Genomic DNA, 19,321 nt, shown 5'->3' on the forward strand with positions numbered 1-19,321 from the left:
CCCGCGATGCCCACCCTGACGAGCGACGTCCTCGCGCGGACCGACTGGACCGAGCGGATGCGAGCGCACGCCGAGCGGGCCGATGCGCTGACCGCCGGACGCCGTCTTCGCGCGGCCCGGGGCGAGACGCACCCGGTCGACGACTTCCTCTACACGTACTACTCCTACAAGCCGGCCGTCCTGCGCCGCTGGCATCCGGGGCGTGACGTCCGGTTGGCGGATGCTGCGGACTCGCCGCACGCGGGGTGGCGCTGGTACCGCAGCGAGGCGGGCACGGTCGCGGCCGACGCCGACGCGTTCCTCACCGAGAAGGCGCCGCTGGTCCGCGCGATCTGCGGCATCCTGTCGAGCACGCTCGGACGGATCGGCTCGTACGGATGCTTCGGCCTTCACGAGTGGGCGATGGTCTACGGGGACGGTGAGACGCGGCATCCCGTGCCGTTGCGACTCGGTGCCGAGGGGACGGATGCCGTCGTCGAGGCGCACGATCTGCGATGCACGCACATCGACGCGTTCCGCTTCTTCACGCCCGACGCGGCGCCACGCAATCGCTTCGCTCCCACGCGCGACACGCAGGCGCTGACGGAGCAGCCGGGGTGTCTCCACGCGGGGATGGACCTCTACAAGTGGGCGGTGAAGCTCGGCCCGCTCGTTCCCGGCGAGCTGCTCCTGGATGCGTTCGTGCTCGCCCGCGACATCCGGGAACTCGACATGCGAGCCTCGCCGTACGACCTCAGCGACTGGGGCTACTCCCCCGTGCCCATCGAGACGCCGGCGGGCAAGGCCGAGTACGTCACGGCGCAACGCGCCTTCACCGAGCGGGCGCAGCCCATCCGGAGCCTGCTGCTGCAGCTGGTTGACCCGACCGAGAACAGCTGAATCAGGTCAAGGCCCTCGACGCAACGCTCGAGGTCCGACATGCTCGAAGAGTCGAGAGGACCCCCATGAGCAACGATCCCACGCCCGACCTGGAGCGACTCGTCGGCGGAGAGCAGGACGGCCTGCCCCCTGCGCCCCACGGTGCCCCTGATCACCCTGACGACCCGTCTCCCGAGGAGCGGTTCGTCGCTCCCGACGCCGGGGATCTCGACGTCGACGCCGCCGAGGTGGACGCGGAGGCTTCCGATTCCGCCGAGTGAGCCGGGATCGAGAGCCCTTGATTCCCGCGACGTCGCTCGTCACACATTCACCACGTGGGTCTGTTTCGTCGCGGTCGTCGCCGTGTACTTGTTCGTCGTAGCGATGCAGACGGACGAGAGCGTGAAGGGTCTTCTCGTCTTCGTCGTGCTGGGCGCGGCCGCACTCTCGTTCGCGTTGGTGTGGCTCGGCGCGCCGATCGCGTGGCTCGTGGCCCGGTGGATGCGGAATGTGCGCGGCGTCGTCGCGCACGTGATGGTGTTCTGGCTGCTCGGGGCCGTGACGTCCGGGATCGTGCTGCTCCTCCTCTCCTCGGTGACCGGCGCGGCACAGGGTTCCGATCAGGCCGGCGCCGTCCTCGCTGCGGCAGCCGTGTGCGGCGTCTGCACCGCCGCCGGACGGAGCTCCGTCTTCGTATCGGAGTGGCGTCATGCGCGTCGGCGTCGTGAGCTGCAGACCTCGTCGAGCTGAGGACCACCGGTTCGCACGGCATCAGACGTCGACGAGCGCCCCGCCGTCGGAATTGACCGCGCGCGGTTCGGAGACGATGAGAGCCGCGACCACCCCGGCGAGGATGACGGCCGTCAACGCCACGGGCACCGGGACGAGCGGGTCGATGAGGACGAGGACCGCTCCCGACGGGACGATGAGGTTCACGGCACGCCCCGCGTGCGGACGGATCGCCAGCAGCCAGACGACCCCAATGAAGATCGCGATGGGCACCGTATAGGTGAAGGATGCCGCAGGCGACATCAACGCGCTGTCACTTGTCAGCACGTCGATCTCGACCTCGATGCCGGCGGAGAAGGCGCCGGCCGCCGCGAACACGAAGTAGTGGCCGTAGCCGTACAGCAGTGGACTTCCCAGCCGGTCGATCGCCAGGTGGTGCGGCGGCCAGAAGTAGATCCACCACAGCGCGGCGGTCACGGCGAGGGTGAGGACGGCGATCCCGATGAGTGGAGTCAGTGACTCGGCATCCTGCACGGCGTGGATCACCGCGTTCGCGGAGGCGAGCAGACTCTCACCGAGCAGGATGAGAGTGAACAAACCGTAGCGCTCGGTGATGTGGTGCGCGTTGCGCGGTGTGGGCGCTCTGCTCTCCGCGATGACCGGAACCGCCAGCTCCGCGAGGATCAGCCCCACGATGAGGAGCCGGAAGGCACCGACCGGGAGCAGCAGTGCCGCCACCCAGAGGACCTGCACCGCCGTGATCCCGACGGCGTAGGTCACCGTCGCCGCTCGCGCCGGCCCCGCTCCCCGGAAGGCACGGATCCACTGAGCGACCATGGCGAGCCGCATGACCACGTACCCCGCGGTCACGATGCGGAAGTCGCCGTCGGCGAATGCCGAATGGACTCCTGCCGCGAGCACCAGCACGCCTCCCATCTGGACGATGGTGAGGAGACGGTAGGGCCAGTCGTCCGTATCGAATGCGGTGGCGAACCAGGTGAAGTTCATCCATGCCCACCAGATGCTGAAGAACACGGCGGCATAACTCAGGACGCCATCGACGATGTGACCGCCGGTCAGAGCGTGATGCAGCTCGACCGCGGAGATGCTGACGGCGACGACGAAGACGAGATCGAAGAAGAGCTCCAGCGACGAGGCTGCCCTGGCCGGTTCGTGCGGATCCCGCGGGGTCATGGGGACGAGGCGGAGGTCGGCTCGACTCATGTCTCGCACCGCCCCACGAGGCCCCCGCCTTCGTGCCGATCCGATGTGCATGCGCCGAGCGTACGGCATCGACGCACCCGCGGGTAGAAACACAAAAACCCCGGCGAACCGGGGTATTTGGTGGACCTGAGGGGACTCGAACCCCTGACCCCCTGCATGCCATGCAGGTGCGCTACCAGCTGCGCCACAGGCCCTTGGTCGCCGCTCGCGGCAACTCATCCAGCTTACTACACGCGGAGGAGTGCTCTGAACACGCGGCGACGACGTCACTCGCTGCGCGTGGGCTCCGCGATCGTCACGGGGATGATCGGGCAGTCCTTCCACAGGCGCTCGAGGCCGTAGAACACGCGCTCCTCTTCGTGGAAGACGTGGACGACCAGGTCGCCGAAGTCGATCAGCACCCAGCGCGATTCGTCGCGTCCCTCGCGGCGCAGGCGCTTCTGGCCCGCCTCGAGCATCTTGTCCTCGACCTCGTCGGCGATGGCGGCGACGTTGCGCTCGCTGTTACCGGTGACGAGGAGGAAGGCGTCGATCAGCGGAAGCGGTCCCGACACGTCGAAGGCGACGAGATCGGTTCCCCCCTTGCTGTCGGCGGCGGCCGCGGCCACCTGGACCAGTTCGTGCGTGTGCTCTGCAGCAACCATCAGAAGACTCCGTTCACAACGGTGAAGATGAGCACCGTCGCGAGAGCCAGCCCGAGGGCACCGGCGCAGATCGCGAGGGTCATGATGAGCCGGCTTCCCTTTTCGGGAGCCGGGGGGCGGATGATCTCATCCGCACTCTTGATCGTACTGATCGCCGCCGATGCGGCGATCGGGGTCGGTGAGGATGCCGGCGGCAGTTCGCCGTCCATGAGGGCGGCGTCGGCATCCTTACCGTCGGATCCAGGGGACGTCCCCGTGGACCCGAAGCTCTCCGGCAACGCGTAGCTGCCGGTGATGATCAGTTCTCCCGTGCCGAGGATCGGGACCGAGAGCGATCCGGTCTCGGGCGTCTGCGACAGGATCAGCGCGTTAGGCGCCGACGACGAGCCGCTGCCGCCGCGCGTCAGCAGGTGGTCGAACGACGGCGGAACGTCGACGGGCGCCGCACCGTCCGCGAGGAGTTGCGCGCCGAGCTCGGGAGCGACGACCCGCGCGGGCTCCGGCGCGTCGGTGGACTCGTCGGCCTCGGCTTCCACGTCCGCGGGGGCCGCGTCGAGGGGAACTTCTGCGGAGTCGGCATCCGGCTCGACAGTGTGCTCCGGCGCGTCCGAGACGGGTTCCGCAGATTCGTCCACCGAGGTCGACCCCTCAGCGTCCTCCTGCGGCGTCTCGGCGGCGTCGGCGGACGCATGGTCGTCATCGTGGTCCCCATCGGCGGGGATCCCATCGACCGGCTCACCATCGGCGGTCTCGTGCTCAGCCGTCTCGTGCTCGGTCGTCTCGTGCTCGGTCGCCGCGGCGTCGCCTGTCGAGACCTCGTCCGTTACGGGAGCGGACTCGACGACGTCGACCGTCCCGGTGCGCAGCTTCGCGAGATGCCGCGCCTGGCGTCGCGTCACGGGGTGGGCGTCAGGGTCGAGGTCCACGTCGTCCGCGAGAACGGCCGGAGTGCGCTCCGGGGCGACCTCGGACTCGTGCTCGACCTCGGCGAGAGCAGCCTCCACGGCAGCGGCGTCCGACGCGTCGGCATCCGCTTGCGCCTCTTCGGGCGTGATGATCGGCGTGGATGCCGTGTTGCGCAGCTCCCGCAGCTGCCGCCGTGTCAGGGGCGGGGTGCTCGGCTGGTCTGGTGTGCTCATGCCTTGCTCCGATACAGGTGATGCTTCGCAATGTATTGGACGACGCCGTCGGGCACGAGGTACCAGACGGGGTGCCCACGGCTCACGCGAGCGCGGCAGTCGGTGGACGAGATGGACAGCGCCGGGATCTCGAGGACGCTGACGTCGTCCGAGGGCAGCCCGTCGACGCTCAGCGTGTGGCCCGGACGGGAGACCGCCACGAAGTGCGCGAGGTCCCACAGTTCGTCGACGTCCCGCCAGCCGACGATCTGCGCGATCGCGTCCGCACCGGTGATGAAGAAGAGCTGCGCATCGGGCCGCTGCGCTTTGAGGTCACGCAACGTGTCGATCGTGTAGGTTGCCCCGGTGCGGTCGACGTCGACACGACTGACGGTGAACATGGGGTTGGATGCCGTGGCGATGACGGTCATCAGATAGCGGTGCTCCGACGACGACACGCCGGACTTCTGCCAGGGCTGACCGGTCGGGACGAACACGACCTCGTCGAGGTCGAACGACTGCGCAACCTCGCTCGCCGCCACGAGGTGACCGTGGTGGATGGGGTCGAACGTGCCGCCCATCACACCGATACGCGGTGCCCGCGTGGTTGCCATGAACGCGGCCTCAGTGGTGGCCGTGGCCCGCCTGCTGCACGGGGTTCTTCGCGGCGTACGCCTCGGCCTTGTGGGCGTGACGGTTGGCCACGTTGCGGTACGACACGCTCACGAGGCCCAGCAGCATAAACAGCGCGAAAGCCACGATGCCGTACCCGTAGGTCGTGGCTATGACGTTTCCACCGTGGTGCTCAGTCTCGGCTGCGGCGAGGACGATGGTCGTCGCGAAGTTCATTCGGGCTCCGTTCGAGGGGTCGGGTGCAGGAACAGTTTAGGCGGTCAGGACCGGATCTGCCCGGCGCCCCGCGCCAACCACTTCGTGGTCGTCAGTTCGGGCAGCCCCATGGGCCCTCGGGCGTGGAGCTTCTGGGTCGAGATCCCCACCTCGGCGCCGAAGCCGAACTCTCCCCCGTCGGTGAACCGGGTCGACGCGTTGACCATCACGACGGCGGCATCCACTTCGGCCAGGAACCGTTCGGCGACGTCGTCGTCGGTCGTGATGATCGATTCGGTGTGCTGCGTCGAGTATCGCCGGATGTGAGCCAGCGCGTCGTCGAGGTCGTCGACGACGCGGATCGAGATGTCGAGGCTCATGTGCTCGGTGGCCCAGTCCTCGTCGGTCGCGGGTACGACATCCCGCCCGAAGGATGCCGCGGCGGCATCGCCGTGGACGGTCACGCCGCGTTCCTGCAGAGCCTCGATGACGGAGGGCAGGAGACGGGATGCCGCATCGCGGTGCACGAGGACGGTCTCCACCGCATTGCAGACACTCGGACGCTGCACCTTCGCGTTGACGACGATGTCGGTCGCCCAGTCCAGCGGTGCGGTCGCGTCGAGGACGATGTGCACGACGCCGGCACCGGTTTCGATGACGGGGACGGAGGACTCGGTGACGACGGTCTCGATGAGCTGCGCGCTCCCCCGCGGCACGAGGACGTCGACGAGGCCGCGCGCCCGCATGAGGGCCCGCGCACCATCGCGACCGAAGTCGTCGACGGTCTGGATCGCCTCGGGGTCGACGCCGGCGTCGGCGAGAGCGCCCCTCATCACCGAGATCAGCGCCGCATTGGTCGACTGCGCAGCACTCCCCCCTCGCAGCACCACCGCGTTCCCCGAACGGAGCGCGAGGGCGGCGATGTCGACGGTCACGTTGGGACGAGCCTCGTAGATCGACCCGATCACACCGAACGGCACGGAGACCTTCTGCAGGTGCAGCCCGTTGTCGAGGACGCGGTCGTCGAGGACGCGCCCGACGGGGTCGGGCAGCTGGGCGACGTCGCGCACCGCCGTCGCGAGGGCCGCGACCCGACTGCCGTCGAGGGTGAGCCGGTCGATGAGCCCCGTCGTGAGGCCGTCAGCTCGCCCGCGCGAGACGTCGTCGGCGTTCGCTTCGACGATCTCGTCGACGTTCGCATCGATGGCCTCGGCGATCGAACGCAGGAGGGCGGTCTTGGCGGCATCCGTCAGCAGTCCCAGCGACCGCGATGCGGTCCGCGCCGAATGCATGCGCTCCTGGGGCGTGGCAGCGGTGATCGTCATCCGCCAAGTCTAGGGCGGCGGATGCCGGGTCTCAGCGTCTCAAGCGCCGTCGACCCGCACCGGAGCGGTCGTCACCGGGGCGGCGGGCTGGGGATTCGGTGCGAACCAGGTGCCCACCTGTTCGCCCCGCAGGGCGTCGTGCACGAGGTCGGCGCTCGTGACGAGCACCGCGATCCCGGCGGATGCTGCCAGCCGAGCGGCCGAGGCCTTCGTCGCCGCTCCGCCCGTGCCGACACTGTTCACCACGACGGACCCGAACTGATAGCCCGACAGATCGTCGCCGTACGCGACGTCGATGATCGGGGTGGCGCCCGGCTCGTCCGGCGGGCGCGTGTAGAGAGTCTCGATGTCGCTCAGGAGCACGAGGGCGTCGGCGCCCACGAGCTGAGCCACGAGGGCCGCCAGTCGGTCGTTGTCACCGAAGCGGATCTCGTGGGTCGCGACGGTGTCGTTCTCGTTGACGATCGGGAGGATGCGCAGGCCCAGGAGGCGTTCCATGGCCCGTCGGGCGTTGGAACGGTGCGTCGGGTTCTCGAGGTCCCCCGCGGTCAGGAGCACCTGCCCGGCGACGATGTCGAAGGGCCGAAGGGCCTCCTGGTAGCGGTAGATCAGGACGTTCTGCCCGACGGCGGCCGCGGCCTGCTGCGTCGCGAGGTCGCTCGGACGGGCGTCGAGCAGCAGGAACGGCATCCCGGTCGCGATCGCACCGGAGGACACCAGGACGACCTCGGTCCCGCGGGCGTGCGCCTCGGCCAGGGCATCGACGATCGGCCCGATCTTCTCCGCGTTCTCACCGCTGATGGACGACGAGCCCACCTTGACGACGACGCGGCGTGCGCCGGCGAGCCCGGCACGGTCCTGCAGCGTCACGACTCGTCCTCGTCCTCCCCGCGCGTCGCAGCGATCCGCTCGGACTCGAGCTCGGCGCGCGCCTCGGCCTTGGCATCCATCCGCTCGTGATAGCGATCACGGCGCTGCGAGGTCGTGCGACGGGGGTTCAGGTCGAGTCGGGGATCCGTGCCACGCGGCGCGGTCATGAGCTCGGCTGCGGAGCCGAGCGAGGGGTGCCAGTCGAAGACGATCCCGTCGCCGGCGCCGATGACGACCGTCGACCCGGCCTGCGCACCGGCCTTGAAGAGGCCGTCCTCCACGCCGAGCTTCTCGAGGCGGTCGGCCAGGAAGCCGACGGCCTCTTCGTTCTGGAAGTCCGTCTGCTGCACCCACCGCACCGGCTTGTCGCCGAGGATGCGGTAGATGTTGCCGTAGGTGCCACCCTCGACGCGGATCTCGAAGTCCTTCTTTGTTCCCTGCGGGCGGATGACGACGCGCTCGGGAGCGGGCGCCGCGGCCAGCGCCGCACGGTGCTCCTCGACGATCTCACCGAGGGCGAACGTCAGCTGACGGAGGCCGTCGCGGCTGACCGTCGAGATGTCGAAGACACGGAATCCGCGCTGCTCGAGCTCAGGGCGAACGAGATCTGCGAGCTCCTTCGCCTCGGGCACGTCGAGCTTGTTCAGCGCGACGAGCTGCGGCCGTTCGAGCAGTGGAATCTGCCCCTCGGGAACGGGGTAGGCGGCGAGCTCGGCCAGGATCACGTCGAGGTCGCTGATGGGGTCGCGACCGGGCTCCAGCGTCGCGCAATCGAGCACGTGGACGAGGGCCGTGCAACGCTCGACGTGGCGGAGGAACTCGAGCCCGAGGCCCTTGCCCTCGCTCGCGCCTTCGATCAGCCCGGGGACGTCGGCCACGGTGTAGCGGGCATCGCCGGCCTGGACGACACCGAGGTTCGGGTGCAGCGTCGTGAACGGGTAGTCGGCGATCTTGGGCCGCGCCGCCGAGATGGCCGCGATGAGGCTCGACTTGCCGGCCGACGGGAACCCGACCAGAGCCACGTCAGCGACGGTCTTCAGCTCGAGCTGAACGTCGCCCTCCCACCCCGGGGTACCCAGGAGTGCGAATCCGGGCGCCTTGCGCTTCGGGTTCGCGAGCGCCGCGTTGCCGAGACCACCCTGGCCGCCGGGGGCGACGACGAAGCGGATGCCGGGCGTCGCCATGTCGACGAGGACCTCACCGGTCTCGTCCTTGACGACGGTTCCGACGGGCACCTGGAGCTCGAGCGGCTCGCCCTGGGCTCCGGAGCGGTGGTCTCCCATGCCGAAGCCGCCGTTACCGGCGGAACGGTGCGGCGAGTGGTGGTACGAGAGCAGGGTGGTGACCTGGGGGTCGGACACGAGGATGATGTCGCCGCCGTGCCCGCCGTTGCCGCCGTCAGGACCGGCGAGAGGCTTGAACTTCTCGCGCTTCACGGACACGCAGCCGTTGCCGCCCTTGCCTGCGCTCAAATGCAGCGTCACGCGATCGACGAACGTCACCATGCGGTGTCTCCTGACGGGGAAGCCGACCACGGTCGGCGGGGAAAAAGAGAGGGGCGGGCCGCAGCCCGCCCCTCGTCAAGGATTGTGTGTGGTCACTCAGCGACCGGCACGATGTTGACGACCTTGCGGCCGCCCTTCGTGCCGAACTCGACCGCACCGGCGGCCAGAGCGAACAGCGTGTCGTCGCCACCGCGGCCGACATCGGCGCCGGGGTGGAAGTGGGTGCCGCGCTGACGGACGATGATCTCTCCGGCGAGGACCTTCTGACCACCGAACCGCTTCACGCCGAGGCGCTGTGCGTTGGAGTCACGACCGTTACGGGTGGAGCTTGCGCCCTTTTTGTGTGCCATCTCTCGTGTCCTCTCGGCTACTTACTTGATGCCGGTGATCTTGACGCGCGTGAGGTCCTGGCGGTGGCCCTGGCGCTTCTTGTAGCCGGTCTTGTTCTTGAACTTCTGGATGATGATCTTCGGACCACGCTCTTCGCCGACGACCTCGGCGGTGACCTTGACCTCGGCGAGCTTGTCGGCGTCGGTCGTCACGGCGTCGCCGTCGACGAACAGGACGGCGGGGAGCTCGATCTTGTCGCCGATCTTGGCCGACTGACGGTCGAGGACGACGATCGTTCCGACCTGAACCTTCTCCTGACGGCCACCGGCGCGCACAACTGCGTAAACCACTTCACACCTTGTTTCTTCTGTGGAGCGCACGGCTCCGATTGTCTGATGAGACTGGAAGTCATGGTGCGGAAGCCAGGCTCTGCATCGCAACTGCCTGCGACACGTGACGCACCAAGGGACCAGAATACCCGATCCCCGCAGTGAGGGCAAAAGCGACCCCCGGCGCGTCGCGCGCGGTCCCGCCCGGGACGCGCCCGCCTAAGATCGGCGGATGACCGTTCTCGTCGACTCCGCGATGTGGCCCGCCCACGGCAGGCTGTGGGCCCACCTGGTCTCGGACAGCGACCTGGATGAGCTGCACGCCTTCGCGGCGACCCACGGCATCCCGCCGCGTGCATTCGATCGCGACCACTACGACGTCCCGGAGGACGCGATCGCGCGCCTGGTCGCCGGCGGCGCCGAGCAGGTCGGCGCGCACGAGCTCGTGCGCCGACTGATCGCCTCGGGACTGCGCGTCACCGCCCGCCAACGTCGGGGGCGGTGACGCGCCGGATCAGTCCTCCGGAGCCGTCTGGACGGGTGTGCCCGTGAGGGCGGCCGTCGTCACACGGCGACGCGCACGGCCCTGACCCGGAGCCTTCGGCTCGGGGAGCGCCTCGAGGACCGAGTCGAGCAGACGATCGGCATCGGTCTTCGGCGCGGCATCCGCCTTCTTGCGACGGGGACGCTTGGCGCGCTCGGGCCGCTCGGCGACCTGCTCCTCCGCAGCGGCCGCGGCCGCCTCCTCGTGAGGCTGGATGGTGGATGCCGCGATCTGCGCGAGCGCGGACTTCACACCCTCCGTGATGACGTGGGTGTGGCCGGGTGCCGCGGCGGGGGCGTTTGCGCCCTGATTCTGGGACGAACCGCTGTTCTGGCGCGGACGGCGGTTGTTCCCGTTGTTGCCACCGTTGCCGTTGCCGCGGTCGCCGCCCGAGGAACGGTGCTTGACGACGGGGTCGTGGTGGACGATGACGCCTCGACCAGCGCACACCTCGCACGCCTCGCTGAACGTCTCGAGCAGGCCGAGGCCGATCTTCTTGCGAGTCATCTGCACGAGGCCGAGCGAGGTGACCTCGGCGACCTGGTGCTTCGTCCGGTCGCGGCTCAGGCACTCGACGAGGCGGCGGAGGACGAGGTCGCGGTTGGACTCGAGCACCATGTCGATGAAGTCGACGACGATGATGCCGCCGATGTCGCGAAGGCGCAGCTGGCGGACGATCTCCTCCGCGGCCTCGAGGTTGTTCTTCGTGACCGTCTCTTCGAGGTTTCCGCCGGTGCCGACGAACTTGCCGGTGTTGACGTCGACGACCGTCATCGCCTCGGTGCGGTCGATGACGAGGGAACCACCGGAGGGCAGCCAGACCTTGCGATCCAGCGCCTTCTCGATCTGCTCGGTGACGCGGAAGACGTCGAACGGGTCCTGCTCGCCCTCGTACTTCTCGATGCGCTCGAGCAGGTCGGGAGCGACGCCCGTCAGGTACGACGTGATGGTCTCGTATGCCTCGTCGCCCTGGATGAGCATCTTGCGGAAGTCCTCGTTGAAGACATCGCGGACGATCTTGACCAGGAGGTCGGGCTCCGAGTGCAGGAGCGCCGGAGCCTGCCCGGTCTGCGCCTGCGTGCTGATGTGCTCCCACTGCGAGGTGAGCCGCTGGACGTCCCTCGTCAGCTGCTCCTCGGTCGCGCCCTCGGCGGCCGTGCGCACGATGACGCCGGACGACTCCGGGAGGACCTCCTTGAGGATCTTCTTCAGGCGAGCACGCTCGGTGTCGGGGAGCTTCCGCGAGATGCCGTTCATGGCGCCGCCGGGAACGTACACCAGGTAGCGACCCGGAAGGGAGATCTGGCTCGTCAGGCGGGCGCCCTTGTGGCCGACGGGGTCCTTCGTGACCTGCACGAGGACACGGTCGCCGGACTTGAGTGCCAGCTCGATCCGGCGGGGCTGGTTGCCGGTCTCGACGGCATCCCAGTCGACCTCACCGGAGTACAGCACGGCGTTGCGGCCGCGACCGATGTCGACGAAGGCCGCCTCCATGCTGGGGAGGACGTTCTGCACGCGACCGAGGTACACGTTGCCGATGAGCGACGCATCCTGGTTGCGGGCGACGTAGTGCTCGACGAGGACGTTGTCCTCGAGCACGCCGATCTGGATGCGACCGCCGCGCGAGCGGACGATCATGTCGCGATCGACGGACTCGCGGCGGGCGAGGAACTCGGCCTCGGTGACGACGGCGCGGCGACGACCGGCTTCGCGCCCGTCGCGACGGCGCTGCTTCTTGGCTTCGAGTCGCGTGGATCCCTTGATCCGCTGCGGCTCGGTGATGACCTCGACGGCGCGGCGGCGGGGCGCGACCGGCTCGTCGTTCTGCTCGACGGCGTTGCCACCGCGACGACGGTTGCGACGACGCGAGCTGCCGCCGGACTCGGCGGACGGCTCATCACGGTCGTCACGCCCACGGTCGTCCCGGCCGCGGTCGTCCCGGTCGCGCTCGTCGCGCGCCGCAGCCGGCAACGGCGGGACTTCGGGGGCGTAGAAGTGGAGGGCCGTCGACACGGCCGAGACGAACTGTTCGGGCAGGAGCCCGAGGCTGACCGCCGTCGGGATCGTCGGCTCGGCAGGCTGCTCCGGCTCAGCAGGCTGCTCCGGCTCGGCGGACTGCTCGGGCTCGGCAGGCTGCTCGGGCTCGGCAGGCTGCTCGGCTTCGACCGGCTGAGCGGCCTCCGTGGACGGAGCGTCTTCCACCGGCTCCTCGGAACCGGAGGACTGGACGTCCTGCTCGGGCTCGACCTGCTGCTCGAGCTGAGCTGCATCCTGATCGGACGACGCCTCCTCGGCGGTCTGGTCGGCCGTGGCCGTCAGATCCCCATCGATCGCGTCGGTCGCTGTCGTGTCGTTCGTGTCATCTGCCATCTCTGGCCTACTCCCAGCCGACGGCCCCGCGTGCCGTCCGGCGAAAATCGGGCGGCGACGCTCCGGTCTCGGAGGTGCCGCGAACTCATTCGGTCTGCAGCCGATCCCCGCACACTCGGCGGGGTGATGCTGCGCGGGCGTGATCGCCCGAAGTCTTCTGGTGACATCTTGGCGGCGCGGCCGCGGGGACGTCGAGCCCCATTATCCCACTACCCGGACCCGAACCGTGACCGGAGCTCTCCGATATGCACGGCCGGCGCATCAGAAAGGTGATCAATCCCGATGGGATAATCGCCGACATGACCACGCGGACCCGCTCTCCCCGCCCGACCGTCTTCGCACTCTGGCTGATCTTCGCCGGCGTCGTGGGGTGGATCGCGGCGTTCGCACTGACCACCGAGAAGTTCTCGCTCCTCGAGAACCCCGGCTCGTCGGCATCCTGCGACATCAGCCTTCTCGTCCAGTGCGGGAAGAACCTCGACTCGGCCCAGGGGTCCGTGTTCGGGTTCCCGAACCCGATCCTCGGCCTCACCGGGTGGGTCGCTCCGATCGTTGTGGGTGCGGCGCTGCTGGCCGGGGCGCGCTTCGCGAAGTGGTTCTGGCTGCTGTTCGGGCTCGGCGTGACCGCTGCGTTCGCGTTCGTCCTCTGGCTCATCACGCAGAGCATCTTCGTGCTGGCCACCCTCTGCCCCTGGTGCATGGTGACGTGGTCTGTGACGATCCCGACGTTCTTCGCCGTCGCCGTCCACCTGGTCCGCGAAGGGGCGATCCCGGCATCCGCCGCCGTCCGACGACGCGCGGACGCGCTCATGCCCTGGACACCGCTCATGGCCATCGTGGCGTTCGCGGTGGTGGGCGTGATCGCTCAGGTGCGACTGGACTGGATCTCCGAGTTCACCCGCTGAGACGACGACGCGCCCGCCCCGGTGATCGGGACGGGCGCGTGACGACGTGTCGTCAGTCGAACCAGATCGCGAGCTCCCGGTTCGCGGACTCGACGCTGTCGCTGCCGTGGACGAGGTTCTGCTGGACGGCGAGGCCCCAGTCGCGTCCGAAGTCCCCGCGGATCGTGCCGGGTGCGGCCGTCGTCGGGTCGGTGGTCCCCGCGAGCGAGCGGAAACCCTCGATGACGCGGTTGCCTGCGAGGCGGATCGCCACGGACGGGCCCGACATCATGAACTCGAGGAGCGGCTCGTAGAACGGCTTGCCCTCGTGCTCGGCGTAGTGCTGCTCGAGGCGCTCGCGATCGGGGTCGACGAGGCGGATGTCGACGAGCGAGTACCCCTTCGCCTCGATGCGGGCGAGGATCGCGCCGGTCAGTCCGCGCGCGACGCCGTCGGGCTTCACGAGGACGAGTGTCTGTTCGGTGGCCATGTCAGTCTCCGTTCTTCTCCGCCTCGGCGGCGAGTGTGGCGTTGCGCTCGTCGAGCGCGCCGCCCTTGATGGTGCCATACACGTACAACGCGCCGAAAACGGCGGCCGCGATCAGGACGGCCGGCACGAGGAACGCACCCAGGGCGACGACGACCTGCAGCAGTCCGCCGGCGATGACTCCCGCGCGATAACGGGTGAACGCACTGACGACGATCATCAGGATGCCGAGGGTGACACCACCGACGATCCCCCACCACGGCTCGATCCCCTGCGGGAGCGCACGGAGCCCGTAGACCGACAGACCGGCGAGGAAGGCGACGATGGACTCGAAGCCGAGGATCACCGACAGGAGCGACTCGCGCGCGCCGCGCTGGCGGCGCGGACGGGGCTGACGCGGTGACCTGCTCACGATCGGTACCCCGACTTCCAGTCCTCCGCCTCGGCGAGGACGACCGCCTCGCCGGCGAGCACGACGCTGCCGGCGATGACCACCGCGCGCCGGTCGGATTCCGCCGCCCACGCGCGGGCGGCCTCGGCTGCCTCGGCGAGGTCGCGGTGGACCGTGACGGGCGTCTCGGTCTGCTCGACGAGGTCGGCGACGGCATCCGGCTCCTCCGCGCGGTCGGACTCGGGGGCGGTCGCGAACACGTGCGCGACCGCGGGGGCGAGCGTCTGGACGATCCCGGCGACGTCCTTGTCGGCGAAGGCGCCGAGCACGAGACCCCAGTCGTCGAAGTCGAACGAGTCCCCCAGGGCTGCGACCAGCGAGCGGGCACCGTGCGGGTTGTGCGCACTGTCGACGAGGACGGTGGGCGCGATGCCGACGAGCTGAAGACGTCCGGGCGAGGTCACGTTGCCGAGGCCGTCGGCGAGCACGTCGGCGGCGATGGGCTGCGAACCTCCCCCGATGAGCGACTCGACGGCCGTGATCGCCAGCGCGGCGTTGTGGCCCTGGTGCGCGCCGTACAGCGGCAGGTAGAGCTCGTCGTACGTGGCCGCGAGCCCGCGGACCGTCAGCAGCTGACCGCCGACGGCGAGCTTCTGGTCGAGCAGGCCGAACTGCTCCCCCTCGACGGCCAAGGACGCGCCCCGAGCCCGAGCCGCCGTCGTCAGCACGCTGAGCGCTGCGGTCTGCTGGGCCGCGGACACCACGGCGGCGTTCGGCTTGATGATGCCGGACTTCACGGTGGCGATCTCGCCGATCGTGTCGCCGAGCTTGTCGGCGTGGTCGATGTCGATCGGCGCGAACACCGCGACGTCGCCGTCGGCGGTGTTCGTCGAGTCCCACGCACCGCCCATGCCCACTTCGATCACCGCGACGTCGACGGGGGCGTCGGCGAACGCGACGAAGGCGAGCACGGTGAGCAGCTCGAAGAAGGTCAGCGGAGGCTCGTCCGTGCCGTCGAGCTCTTCGTCGACGAGCGCGACGATGGGCGCGATCTCATCCCATGCGTCCGCGATCGCGGCATCGGCGATGGGCTCGCCGTCGACCATGATCCGTTCGGTGAAGCGCTGCAGGTGCGGGCTGGTGAAGAGCCCGGTCCGGAGCCCGTGGGCCCGGACGATCGACTCGGCGATGCGGCTCGTCGAGGTCTTGCCGTTCGTGCCCGTCACGTGGATGACGCGGTAGCTCCGCTGCGGGTCGCCGAGGAGTTCCAGCGCGCGACGGGTGCGCTCGACCCGGGGTTCGACCCAGCGCTCCCCCTGCCGTTCCAGGAGTGCCGCGTAGACGGCATCCGCTCGTGTCCGGTCGCTCATGAGGTCGCTCCGATCCGGCGCACGCCGATCGTGAAGGAGCCGGCGTTCGCGTAGGTGCCGGCGGGGACGGATGCCGTGTGCTCGGGGCTCGAGCGCAGGGCCTCGCCGCGGAGGGCGGTGCCGTCGGCGGCGGCGACGAGGTCGGCGACCGAGAGGGTCTCCCCCGCGACGTCGGCGACGTCGAACGCCGCCGCGACCGCCTCGGCGTCGCCGTCGTCGTCGAAGGTGAGCTGCAGCGCGATGCGGTCGCTCACCTCGAACCCGGCGGCCTTGCGGGCGTCCTGCACGGCGCGGATGACGTCGCGCGCGAGACCCTCGGCCTCGAGCTCGGGCGTCGTCGTGGTGTCGAGCAGGACGAACCCGCCGCGCGGCAGGAGCGCGATCGCGGTGCCCTCGGCGACGCCGCCCGCCTCGAGCGTGAGGTCGTACTCCCCCGGTTCGAGCGCGATCCCGTCGACGACGACCACGCCGTCCTCCTCGGTCCACAGGCCCGCCTTGGCGCCCTTGATGACGTGCTGGACCTGCTTGCCGAGGCGCGGACCCGCCGCACGCGCGTTGACGGCGAGTCGCTGGCTGATGCCGTACTGCTCGGCGAGGCCGTCGGTGAGCTCGACGACCTGGACGGACTTGACGTTGAGCTCCTCGCGCACGATGTCCTCGAACTGCGCGAGCGCGTCGGCGCCGCCCACCGCGACCGTGAGGTTCGCGAGCGGCAGACGCACGCGCTTGCCCTCCTTCTTGCGCAAGGCGTTCGCGACGGACGAGACCTCGCGGACGGTGTCCATCGCTTCGCGGATGTCGGATGCCGGGGCGAACTCGTCGGCGTCCGGCCAGTCCTCGAGGTGGACGCTCCGCCCCCCGGTGAGACCCTGCCAGATGCGTTCGGAGACGAGCGGGATGAGCGGAGCCGCAACGCGCGTGAGCGTCTCGAGCACCGTGTAGAGGGTGTCGAACGCCTCGGTCGTGGTCGGTTCGGCGGCATCCACCCCCACCCAGAACCGGTCGCGCGAGCGACGGATGTACCAGTTGGTCAGCGCCTCGGCGAACTCGCGGAGCTTCGCGGCCGCCATCGTCGAGTCGAGGGCCTCGAGGTCCGCGGCGACGTCGCGGACCAGGTCGCCCGTGAGCGCCAGGATGTGGCGGTCGAGGACGTTCGTGGAGTCCGTCCGTCGCGTCGCCTCGTAGCCGGCACCGTCTTGGCCGCCGGCCGCGTTCGCGTACGTCGAGAAGAAGTACCACGCGTTCCACAGCGGCAGCAGGAACTCGCGGACGCCCGAACGGATGCCCTCCTCGGTGACGACGAGGTTGCCGCCGCGCAGGACCGACGAGCTCATGAGGAACCAGCGCATCGCGTCGGAGCCGTCGCGGTCGAAGACCTCACTGACGTCCGGGTAGTTGCGCAGCGACTTCGACATCTTCTGACCGTCGCTGCCGAGCACGATGCCGTGGCAGGCGACGCCCGAGAACGCCGGGCGGTCGAAGAGCGCGCCCGACAGGACGTGCATGACGTAGAACCAGCCGCGGGTCTGCCCGATGTACTCGACGATGAAGTCGGCGGGGGCGTGCTCGTCGAACCACTCGCGGTTCTCGAACGGGTAGTGCACCTGCGCGTACGGCATCGAGCCGGAGTCGAACCACACGTCGAAGACGTCCTCGATGCGGCGCATCGTCGACTGCCCGGTCGGGTCGTCGGGGTTCGGACGGGTCAGGTCATCGATGAACGGCCGGTGCAGGTCGACCTCGCCCGCCTCGTTCACGGGCAGCCGGCCGAAGTCGCGCTCGAGGTCCGCGAGCGAGCCGTAGACGTCGACGCGGGGGTACTCGGGGTCGTCGCTCTTCCACACCGGGATCGGCGAACCCCAGAACCGGTTGCGGCTGATCGACCAGTCGCGGGCGCCCTCGAGCCACTTGCCGAACTGGCCGTGCTTGACGTTCTCGGGCGCCCACGTGATCTGCTCGTTGAGCTCGACGAGGCGGTCCTTGATCGAGGTGACCCGGACGAACCAGCTCGAGACAGCCTTGTAGATGAGGGGGTTCCGGCAGCGCCAGCAGTGCGGGTACGAGTGCTCGTACGACGCCTCGCGCAGGAGGCGCCCTTCGGCTTTCAGCAAGCGGATGAGCGGACGGTTGGCGTCCATCCACAGCTCGCCGGCGACGTCGGTCACCTGCGGCAGGAAGCGTCCGCCGTCGTCGAGGCTCATGATGAGCGGGATGCCGGCGGCCCCCGTCACGCGCTGGTCGTCCTCACCGTAGGCCGGGGCCTGGTGGACGATGCCCGTGCCGTCGGTCGTGGTGACGTAGTCGTCGACGAGGATGCACCAGGCGTGCTGGGTGCCCCAGGTCTCCTCGTCGGCGTAGTAGTCGAAGAGCCGGTCGTACGCGACGTCGGCGAGGTCCGCACCGCGGACGGTCTGGTCGACCGCCTCGCGGGCCTCGTCGGCCGAGGCGTAGCCGAGGTCCTTCGCGTAGTTCGCGAGCAGGTCGGAGGCCAGCAGGTAGCGGTGCGACTGACCCTCGAGGGCGTCCTCGTGGACGTCGGCGGCTCCGGCAGGACCGCCCGGCAGGACGACGTACTCGATGTCGGGGCCGACGGCGAGCGCGAGGTTGGTCGGGAGGGTCCACGGGGTCGTCGTCCAGGCGAGGGCGCGGACCGCCGTGAGTCCCAGAGCCTCGGCCTTGGCGCCGACGAGCGGGAAGGTCACCGTCACGGACGGGTCCTGACGCATCTTGTAGACGTCGTCGTCCATGCGCAGCTCGTGGTTCGAGAGCGGGGTCTCGTCGCGCCAGCAGTACGGCAGCACGCGGTGGCCCTCGTAGGCGAGGTCCTTGTCGTACAGCTCCTTGAAGGCCCAGAGGACGGATTCCATGTACCCGGTGTCGAGCGTCTTGTAGCCGCGCTCGAAGTCGACCCACCGCGCCTGGCGGGTGACGTAGTTCTCCCACTCCTGCGTGTACTCGAGGACGGATGAGCGCGCCTTCGCGTTGAAGGCGGCGATCCCCATCTCCTCGATCTCGCTCTTCTCGGTGATCCCGAGCTGCTTCATCGCCTCGAGTTCGGCGGGCAGCCCGTGCGTGTCCCAGCCGAAGACGCGGTCGACCTTCTTGCCTCGCATCGTCTGGAAGCGCGGGAAGAGGTCCTTCGCGTAACCGGTGAGGAGGTGGCCGTAGTGCGGCAGGCCGTTGGCGAACGGCGGGCCGTCGTAGAACACCCACTCGTCGGCGCCGTCGCGCTGCGCGATCGACGCTCGGAACGTGTCGTCCTGCTCCCAGAACGCGAGGACGTCGCGCTCGAGGTCGGGGAAGCGCGGGCTCGGGACGACGGCCGAGGGGGCGTCGGCTGCGGGGCCGAAGGCGGAAGGTCGGGGGTAGGTCATGTCGCTCCTGCAGGTCTGGTCCTGCGAGGACGATCCGAGGACCGCGGTACCACCCCGCTTGGTGCGACCCGGATCCGGGTGCACCCACTCACCTGCGGCGATGACGGGCCTGCCCCGCTCGGTTCTACTGGGCGGCGGACC

At 69.5% G+C, this 19,321-nt stretch carries 20 protein-coding genes and 1 tRNA gene; 5 read left to right on the forward strand and 16 right to left on the reverse strand.

Annotation, left to right across the window (positions count from 1 at the left end; genetic code table 11):
- Nucleotides 1–6 precede the first annotated feature (6 nt).
- From Q9S78_RS12475 to Q9S78_RS12485, 3 genes are all read left to right on the forward strand, one after another.
- Nucleotides 7–879, forward strand: a complete 873-nt coding sequence (locus tag Q9S78_RS12475; protein WP_311870500.1) for a 3-methyladenine DNA glycosylase — start codon at nt 7–9, stop codon at nt 877–879.
- Nucleotides 880–944: 65 nt separating this feature from the next.
- Nucleotides 945–1,139: a hypothetical protein gene (locus Q9S78_RS12480; RefSeq protein WP_018186603.1), complete on the forward strand. Its 195-nt coding sequence runs from the start codon at nt 945–947 to the stop codon at nt 1,137–1,139.
- A 103-nt stretch (nt 1,140–1,242) separates the two neighbouring features.
- Nucleotides 1,243–1,608, forward strand: a complete 366-nt coding sequence (locus Q9S78_RS12485; protein ID WP_311870502.1) for a hypothetical protein — start codon at nt 1,243–1,245, stop codon at nt 1,606–1,608.
- Between the two features lie 21 nt (nt 1,609–1,629).
- Here the strand turns inward: Q9S78_RS12485 and Q9S78_RS12490 are convergent, their stop codons facing one another.
- The 11 genes from Q9S78_RS12490 to rplU form a co-directional block, all read right to left on the reverse strand.
- Nucleotides 1,630–2,811 (reverse strand): low temperature requirement protein A, encoded by a 1,182-nt coding sequence (locus Q9S78_RS12490; protein ID WP_311870503.1) that lies wholly within the window; start codon nt 2,809–2,811, stop codon nt 1,630–1,632.
- Nucleotides 2,812–2,929: 118 nt separating this feature from the next.
- Nucleotides 2,930–3,005: transfer RNA gene (locus Q9S78_RS12495), tRNA-Ala, on the reverse strand.
- Between the two features lie 72 nt (nt 3,006–3,077).
- The gene (gene rsfS / locus Q9S78_RS12500; protein WP_020097446.1) at nt 3,078–3,455 is read right to left on the reverse strand and encodes a ribosome silencing factor; all 378 of its coding nucleotides are present in this window, start codon (nt 3,453–3,455) and stop codon (nt 3,078–3,080) included.
- On the reverse strand, nt 3,455–4,594 hold the full coding sequence (locus Q9S78_RS12505) for a hypothetical protein (protein ID WP_311870505.1): 1,140 nt from the start codon (nt 4,592–4,594) through the stop codon (nt 3,455–3,457). Before Q9S78_RS12505 ends, rsfS begins: the two co-directional genes overlap by 1 nt.
- Nucleotides 4,591–5,187 carry a nicotinate-nucleotide adenylyltransferase gene (gene nadD, locus Q9S78_RS12510; protein WP_026302841.1) on the reverse strand — a complete coding sequence of 199 codons (597 nt, stop codon included), beginning with the start codon at nt 5,185–5,187 and terminating at the stop codon, nt 4,591–4,593. Before nadD ends, Q9S78_RS12505 begins: the two co-directional genes overlap by 4 nt.
- A 10-nt stretch (nt 5,188–5,197) precedes the next feature.
- A complete protein-coding gene (locus tag Q9S78_RS12515) occupies nt 5,198–5,422 on the reverse strand; it encodes a hypothetical protein (RefSeq protein WP_311870507.1) in 225 nt (74 codons plus the stop codon).
- A 44-nt stretch (nt 5,423–5,466) separates the two neighbouring features.
- Entirely contained in the window at nt 5,467–6,726 is a 1,260-nt protein-coding gene (locus tag Q9S78_RS12520; RefSeq protein WP_020097449.1) for a glutamate-5-semialdehyde dehydrogenase, read from the reverse strand.
- 39 nt (nt 6,727–6,765) lie between these two features.
- The gene (proB, locus tag Q9S78_RS12525; RefSeq protein ID WP_020097450.1) at nt 6,766–7,596 is read right to left on the reverse strand and encodes a glutamate 5-kinase; all 831 of its coding nucleotides are present in this window, start codon (nt 7,594–7,596) and stop codon (nt 6,766–6,768) included.
- Nucleotides 7,593–9,101 carry a GTPase ObgE gene (gene obgE / locus Q9S78_RS12530; RefSeq protein ID WP_018186594.1) on the reverse strand — a complete coding sequence of 503 codons (1,509 nt, stop codon included), beginning with the start codon at nt 9,099–9,101 and terminating at the stop codon, nt 7,593–7,595. Before obgE ends, proB begins: the two co-directional genes overlap by 4 nt.
- A 92-nt stretch (nt 9,102–9,193) precedes the next feature.
- Nucleotides 9,194–9,451 (reverse strand): 50S ribosomal protein L27, encoded by a 258-nt coding sequence (gene rpmA, locus Q9S78_RS12535; RefSeq protein WP_018186593.1) that lies wholly within the window; start codon nt 9,449–9,451, stop codon nt 9,194–9,196.
- Between the two features lie 21 nt (nt 9,452–9,472).
- Complete coding sequence (gene rplU, locus Q9S78_RS12540; protein WP_311856475.1) at nt 9,473–9,781, reverse strand: 50S ribosomal protein L21; 309 nt, start codon at nt 9,779–9,781, stop codon at nt 9,473–9,475.
- Between the two features lie 211 nt (nt 9,782–9,992).
- On the opposite strand from rplU, the gene Q9S78_RS12545 reads away from it, so the two are divergent.
- Complete coding sequence (locus Q9S78_RS12545; protein ID WP_018186591.1) at nt 9,993–10,265, forward strand: DUF4031 domain-containing protein; 273 nt, start codon at nt 9,993–9,995, stop codon at nt 10,263–10,265.
- A gap of 9 nt (nt 10,266–10,274) precedes the next feature.
- Here the strand turns inward: Q9S78_RS12545 and Q9S78_RS12550 are convergent, their stop codons facing one another.
- Complete coding sequence (locus tag Q9S78_RS12550; RefSeq protein WP_311870509.1) at nt 10,275–12,674, reverse strand: Rne/Rng family ribonuclease; 2,400 nt, start codon at nt 12,672–12,674, stop codon at nt 10,275–10,277.
- 299 nt (nt 12,675–12,973) lie between these two features.
- On the opposite strand from Q9S78_RS12550, the gene Q9S78_RS12555 reads away from it, so the two are divergent.
- Nucleotides 12,974–13,579, forward strand: a complete 606-nt coding sequence (locus Q9S78_RS12555) for a vitamin K epoxide reductase family protein (protein WP_018186589.1) — start codon at nt 12,974–12,976, stop codon at nt 13,577–13,579.
- A 52-nt stretch (nt 13,580–13,631) separates the two neighbouring features.
- On the opposite strand, the gene ndk is transcribed toward Q9S78_RS12555, so the two are convergent.
- The 4 genes from ndk to ileS are packed head-to-tail and all read right to left on the reverse strand — an operon-like array spanning nt 13,632 to nt 19,180.
- A complete protein-coding gene (gene ndk, locus Q9S78_RS12560; RefSeq protein WP_116229198.1) occupies nt 13,632–14,048 on the reverse strand; it encodes a nucleoside-diphosphate kinase in 417 nt (138 codons plus the stop codon).
- Nucleotide 14,049: 1 nt separating this feature from the next.
- Nucleotides 14,050–14,457, reverse strand: coding sequence for a DUF4233 domain-containing protein (locus tag Q9S78_RS12565; protein ID WP_311856468.1), 408 nt, complete (start codon nt 14,455–14,457; stop codon nt 14,050–14,052).
- A complete protein-coding gene (locus Q9S78_RS12570) occupies nt 14,454–15,806 on the reverse strand; it encodes a bifunctional folylpolyglutamate synthase/dihydrofolate synthase (RefSeq protein WP_311856465.1) in 1,353 nt (450 codons plus the stop codon). The genes Q9S78_RS12565 and Q9S78_RS12570 overlap by 4 nt, the downstream gene beginning before the upstream one ends.
- On the reverse strand, nt 15,803–19,180 hold the full coding sequence (gene ileS / locus Q9S78_RS12575) for an isoleucine--tRNA ligase (protein ID WP_311870510.1): 3,378 nt from the start codon (nt 19,178–19,180) through the stop codon (nt 15,803–15,805). The genes Q9S78_RS12570 and ileS overlap by 4 nt, the downstream gene beginning before the upstream one ends.
- Between the last annotated feature and the right edge of the window lie 141 nt (nt 19,181–19,321).

The sequence above is a fragment of the Microbacterium aquilitoris genome, from assembly GCF_031932285.1.
Classification (GTDB): Bacteria; Actinomycetota; Actinomycetes; order Actinomycetales; family Microbacteriaceae; genus Microbacterium; species Microbacterium aquilitoris.

What these genes read in the sequence shown, in the direction of transcription:
- Q9S78_RS12475 (WP_311870500.1), top strand. Translation starts at nt 7, where the DNA reads ATGCCCACCCTGACGAGCGACGTCCTCGCGCGGACCGACTGGACCGAG.
- Q9S78_RS12480 (WP_018186603.1), top strand. Translation starts at nt 945, where the DNA reads ATGAGCAACGATCCCACGCCCGACCTGGAGCGACTCGTCGGCGGAGAG.
- Q9S78_RS12485 (WP_311870502.1), top strand. Translation starts at nt 1,243, where the DNA reads ATGCAGACGGACGAGAGCGTGAAGGGTCTTCTCGTCTTCGTCGTGCTG.
- Q9S78_RS12490 (WP_311870503.1), bottom strand. Translation starts at nt 2,811, where the DNA reads ATGAGTCGAGCCGACCTCCGCCTCGTCCCCATGACCCCGCGGGATCCG.
- rsfS (WP_020097446.1), bottom strand. Translation starts at nt 3,455, where the DNA reads ATGGTTGCTGCAGAGCACACGCACGAACTGGTCCAGGTGGCCGCGGCC.
- Q9S78_RS12505 (WP_311870505.1), bottom strand. Translation starts at nt 4,594, where the DNA reads ATGAGCACACCAGACCAGCCGAGCACCCCGCCCCTGACACGGCGGCAG.
- nadD (WP_026302841.1), bottom strand. Translation starts at nt 5,187, where the DNA reads ATGGCAACCACGCGGGCACCGCGTATCGGTGTGATGGGCGGCACGTTC.
- Q9S78_RS12515 (WP_311870507.1), bottom strand. Translation starts at nt 5,422, where the DNA reads ATGAACTTCGCGACGACCATCGTCCTCGCCGCAGCCGAGACTGAGCAC.
- Q9S78_RS12520 (WP_020097449.1), bottom strand. Translation starts at nt 6,726, where the DNA reads ATGACGATCACCGCTGCCACGCCCCAGGAGCGCATGCATTCGGCGCGG.
- obgE (WP_018186594.1), bottom strand. Translation starts at nt 9,101, where the DNA reads ATGGTGACGTTCGTCGATCGCGTGACGCTGCATTTGAGCGCAGGCAAG.
- rpmA (WP_018186593.1), bottom strand. Translation starts at nt 9,451, where the DNA reads ATGGCACACAAAAAGGGCGCAAGCTCCACCCGTAACGGTCGTGACTCC.
- Q9S78_RS12545 (WP_018186591.1), top strand. Translation starts at nt 9,993, where the DNA reads ATGACCGTTCTCGTCGACTCCGCGATGTGGCCCGCCCACGGCAGGCTG.
- Q9S78_RS12550 (WP_311870509.1), bottom strand. Translation starts at nt 12,674, where the DNA reads ATGGCAGATGACACGAACGACACGACAGCGACCGACGCGATCGATGGG.
- Q9S78_RS12555 (WP_018186589.1), top strand. Translation starts at nt 12,974, where the DNA reads ATGACCACGCGGACCCGCTCTCCCCGCCCGACCGTCTTCGCACTCTGG.
- ndk (WP_116229198.1), bottom strand. Translation starts at nt 14,048, where the DNA reads ATGGCCACCGAACAGACACTCGTCCTCGTGAAGCCCGACGGCGTCGCG.
- Q9S78_RS12570 (WP_311856465.1), bottom strand. Translation starts at nt 15,806, where the DNA reads ATGAGCGACCGGACACGAGCGGATGCCGTCTACGCGGCACTCCTGGAA.
- ileS (WP_311870510.1), bottom strand. Translation starts at nt 19,180, where the DNA reads ATGACCTACCCCCGACCTTCCGCCTTCGGCCCCGCAGCCGACGCCCCC.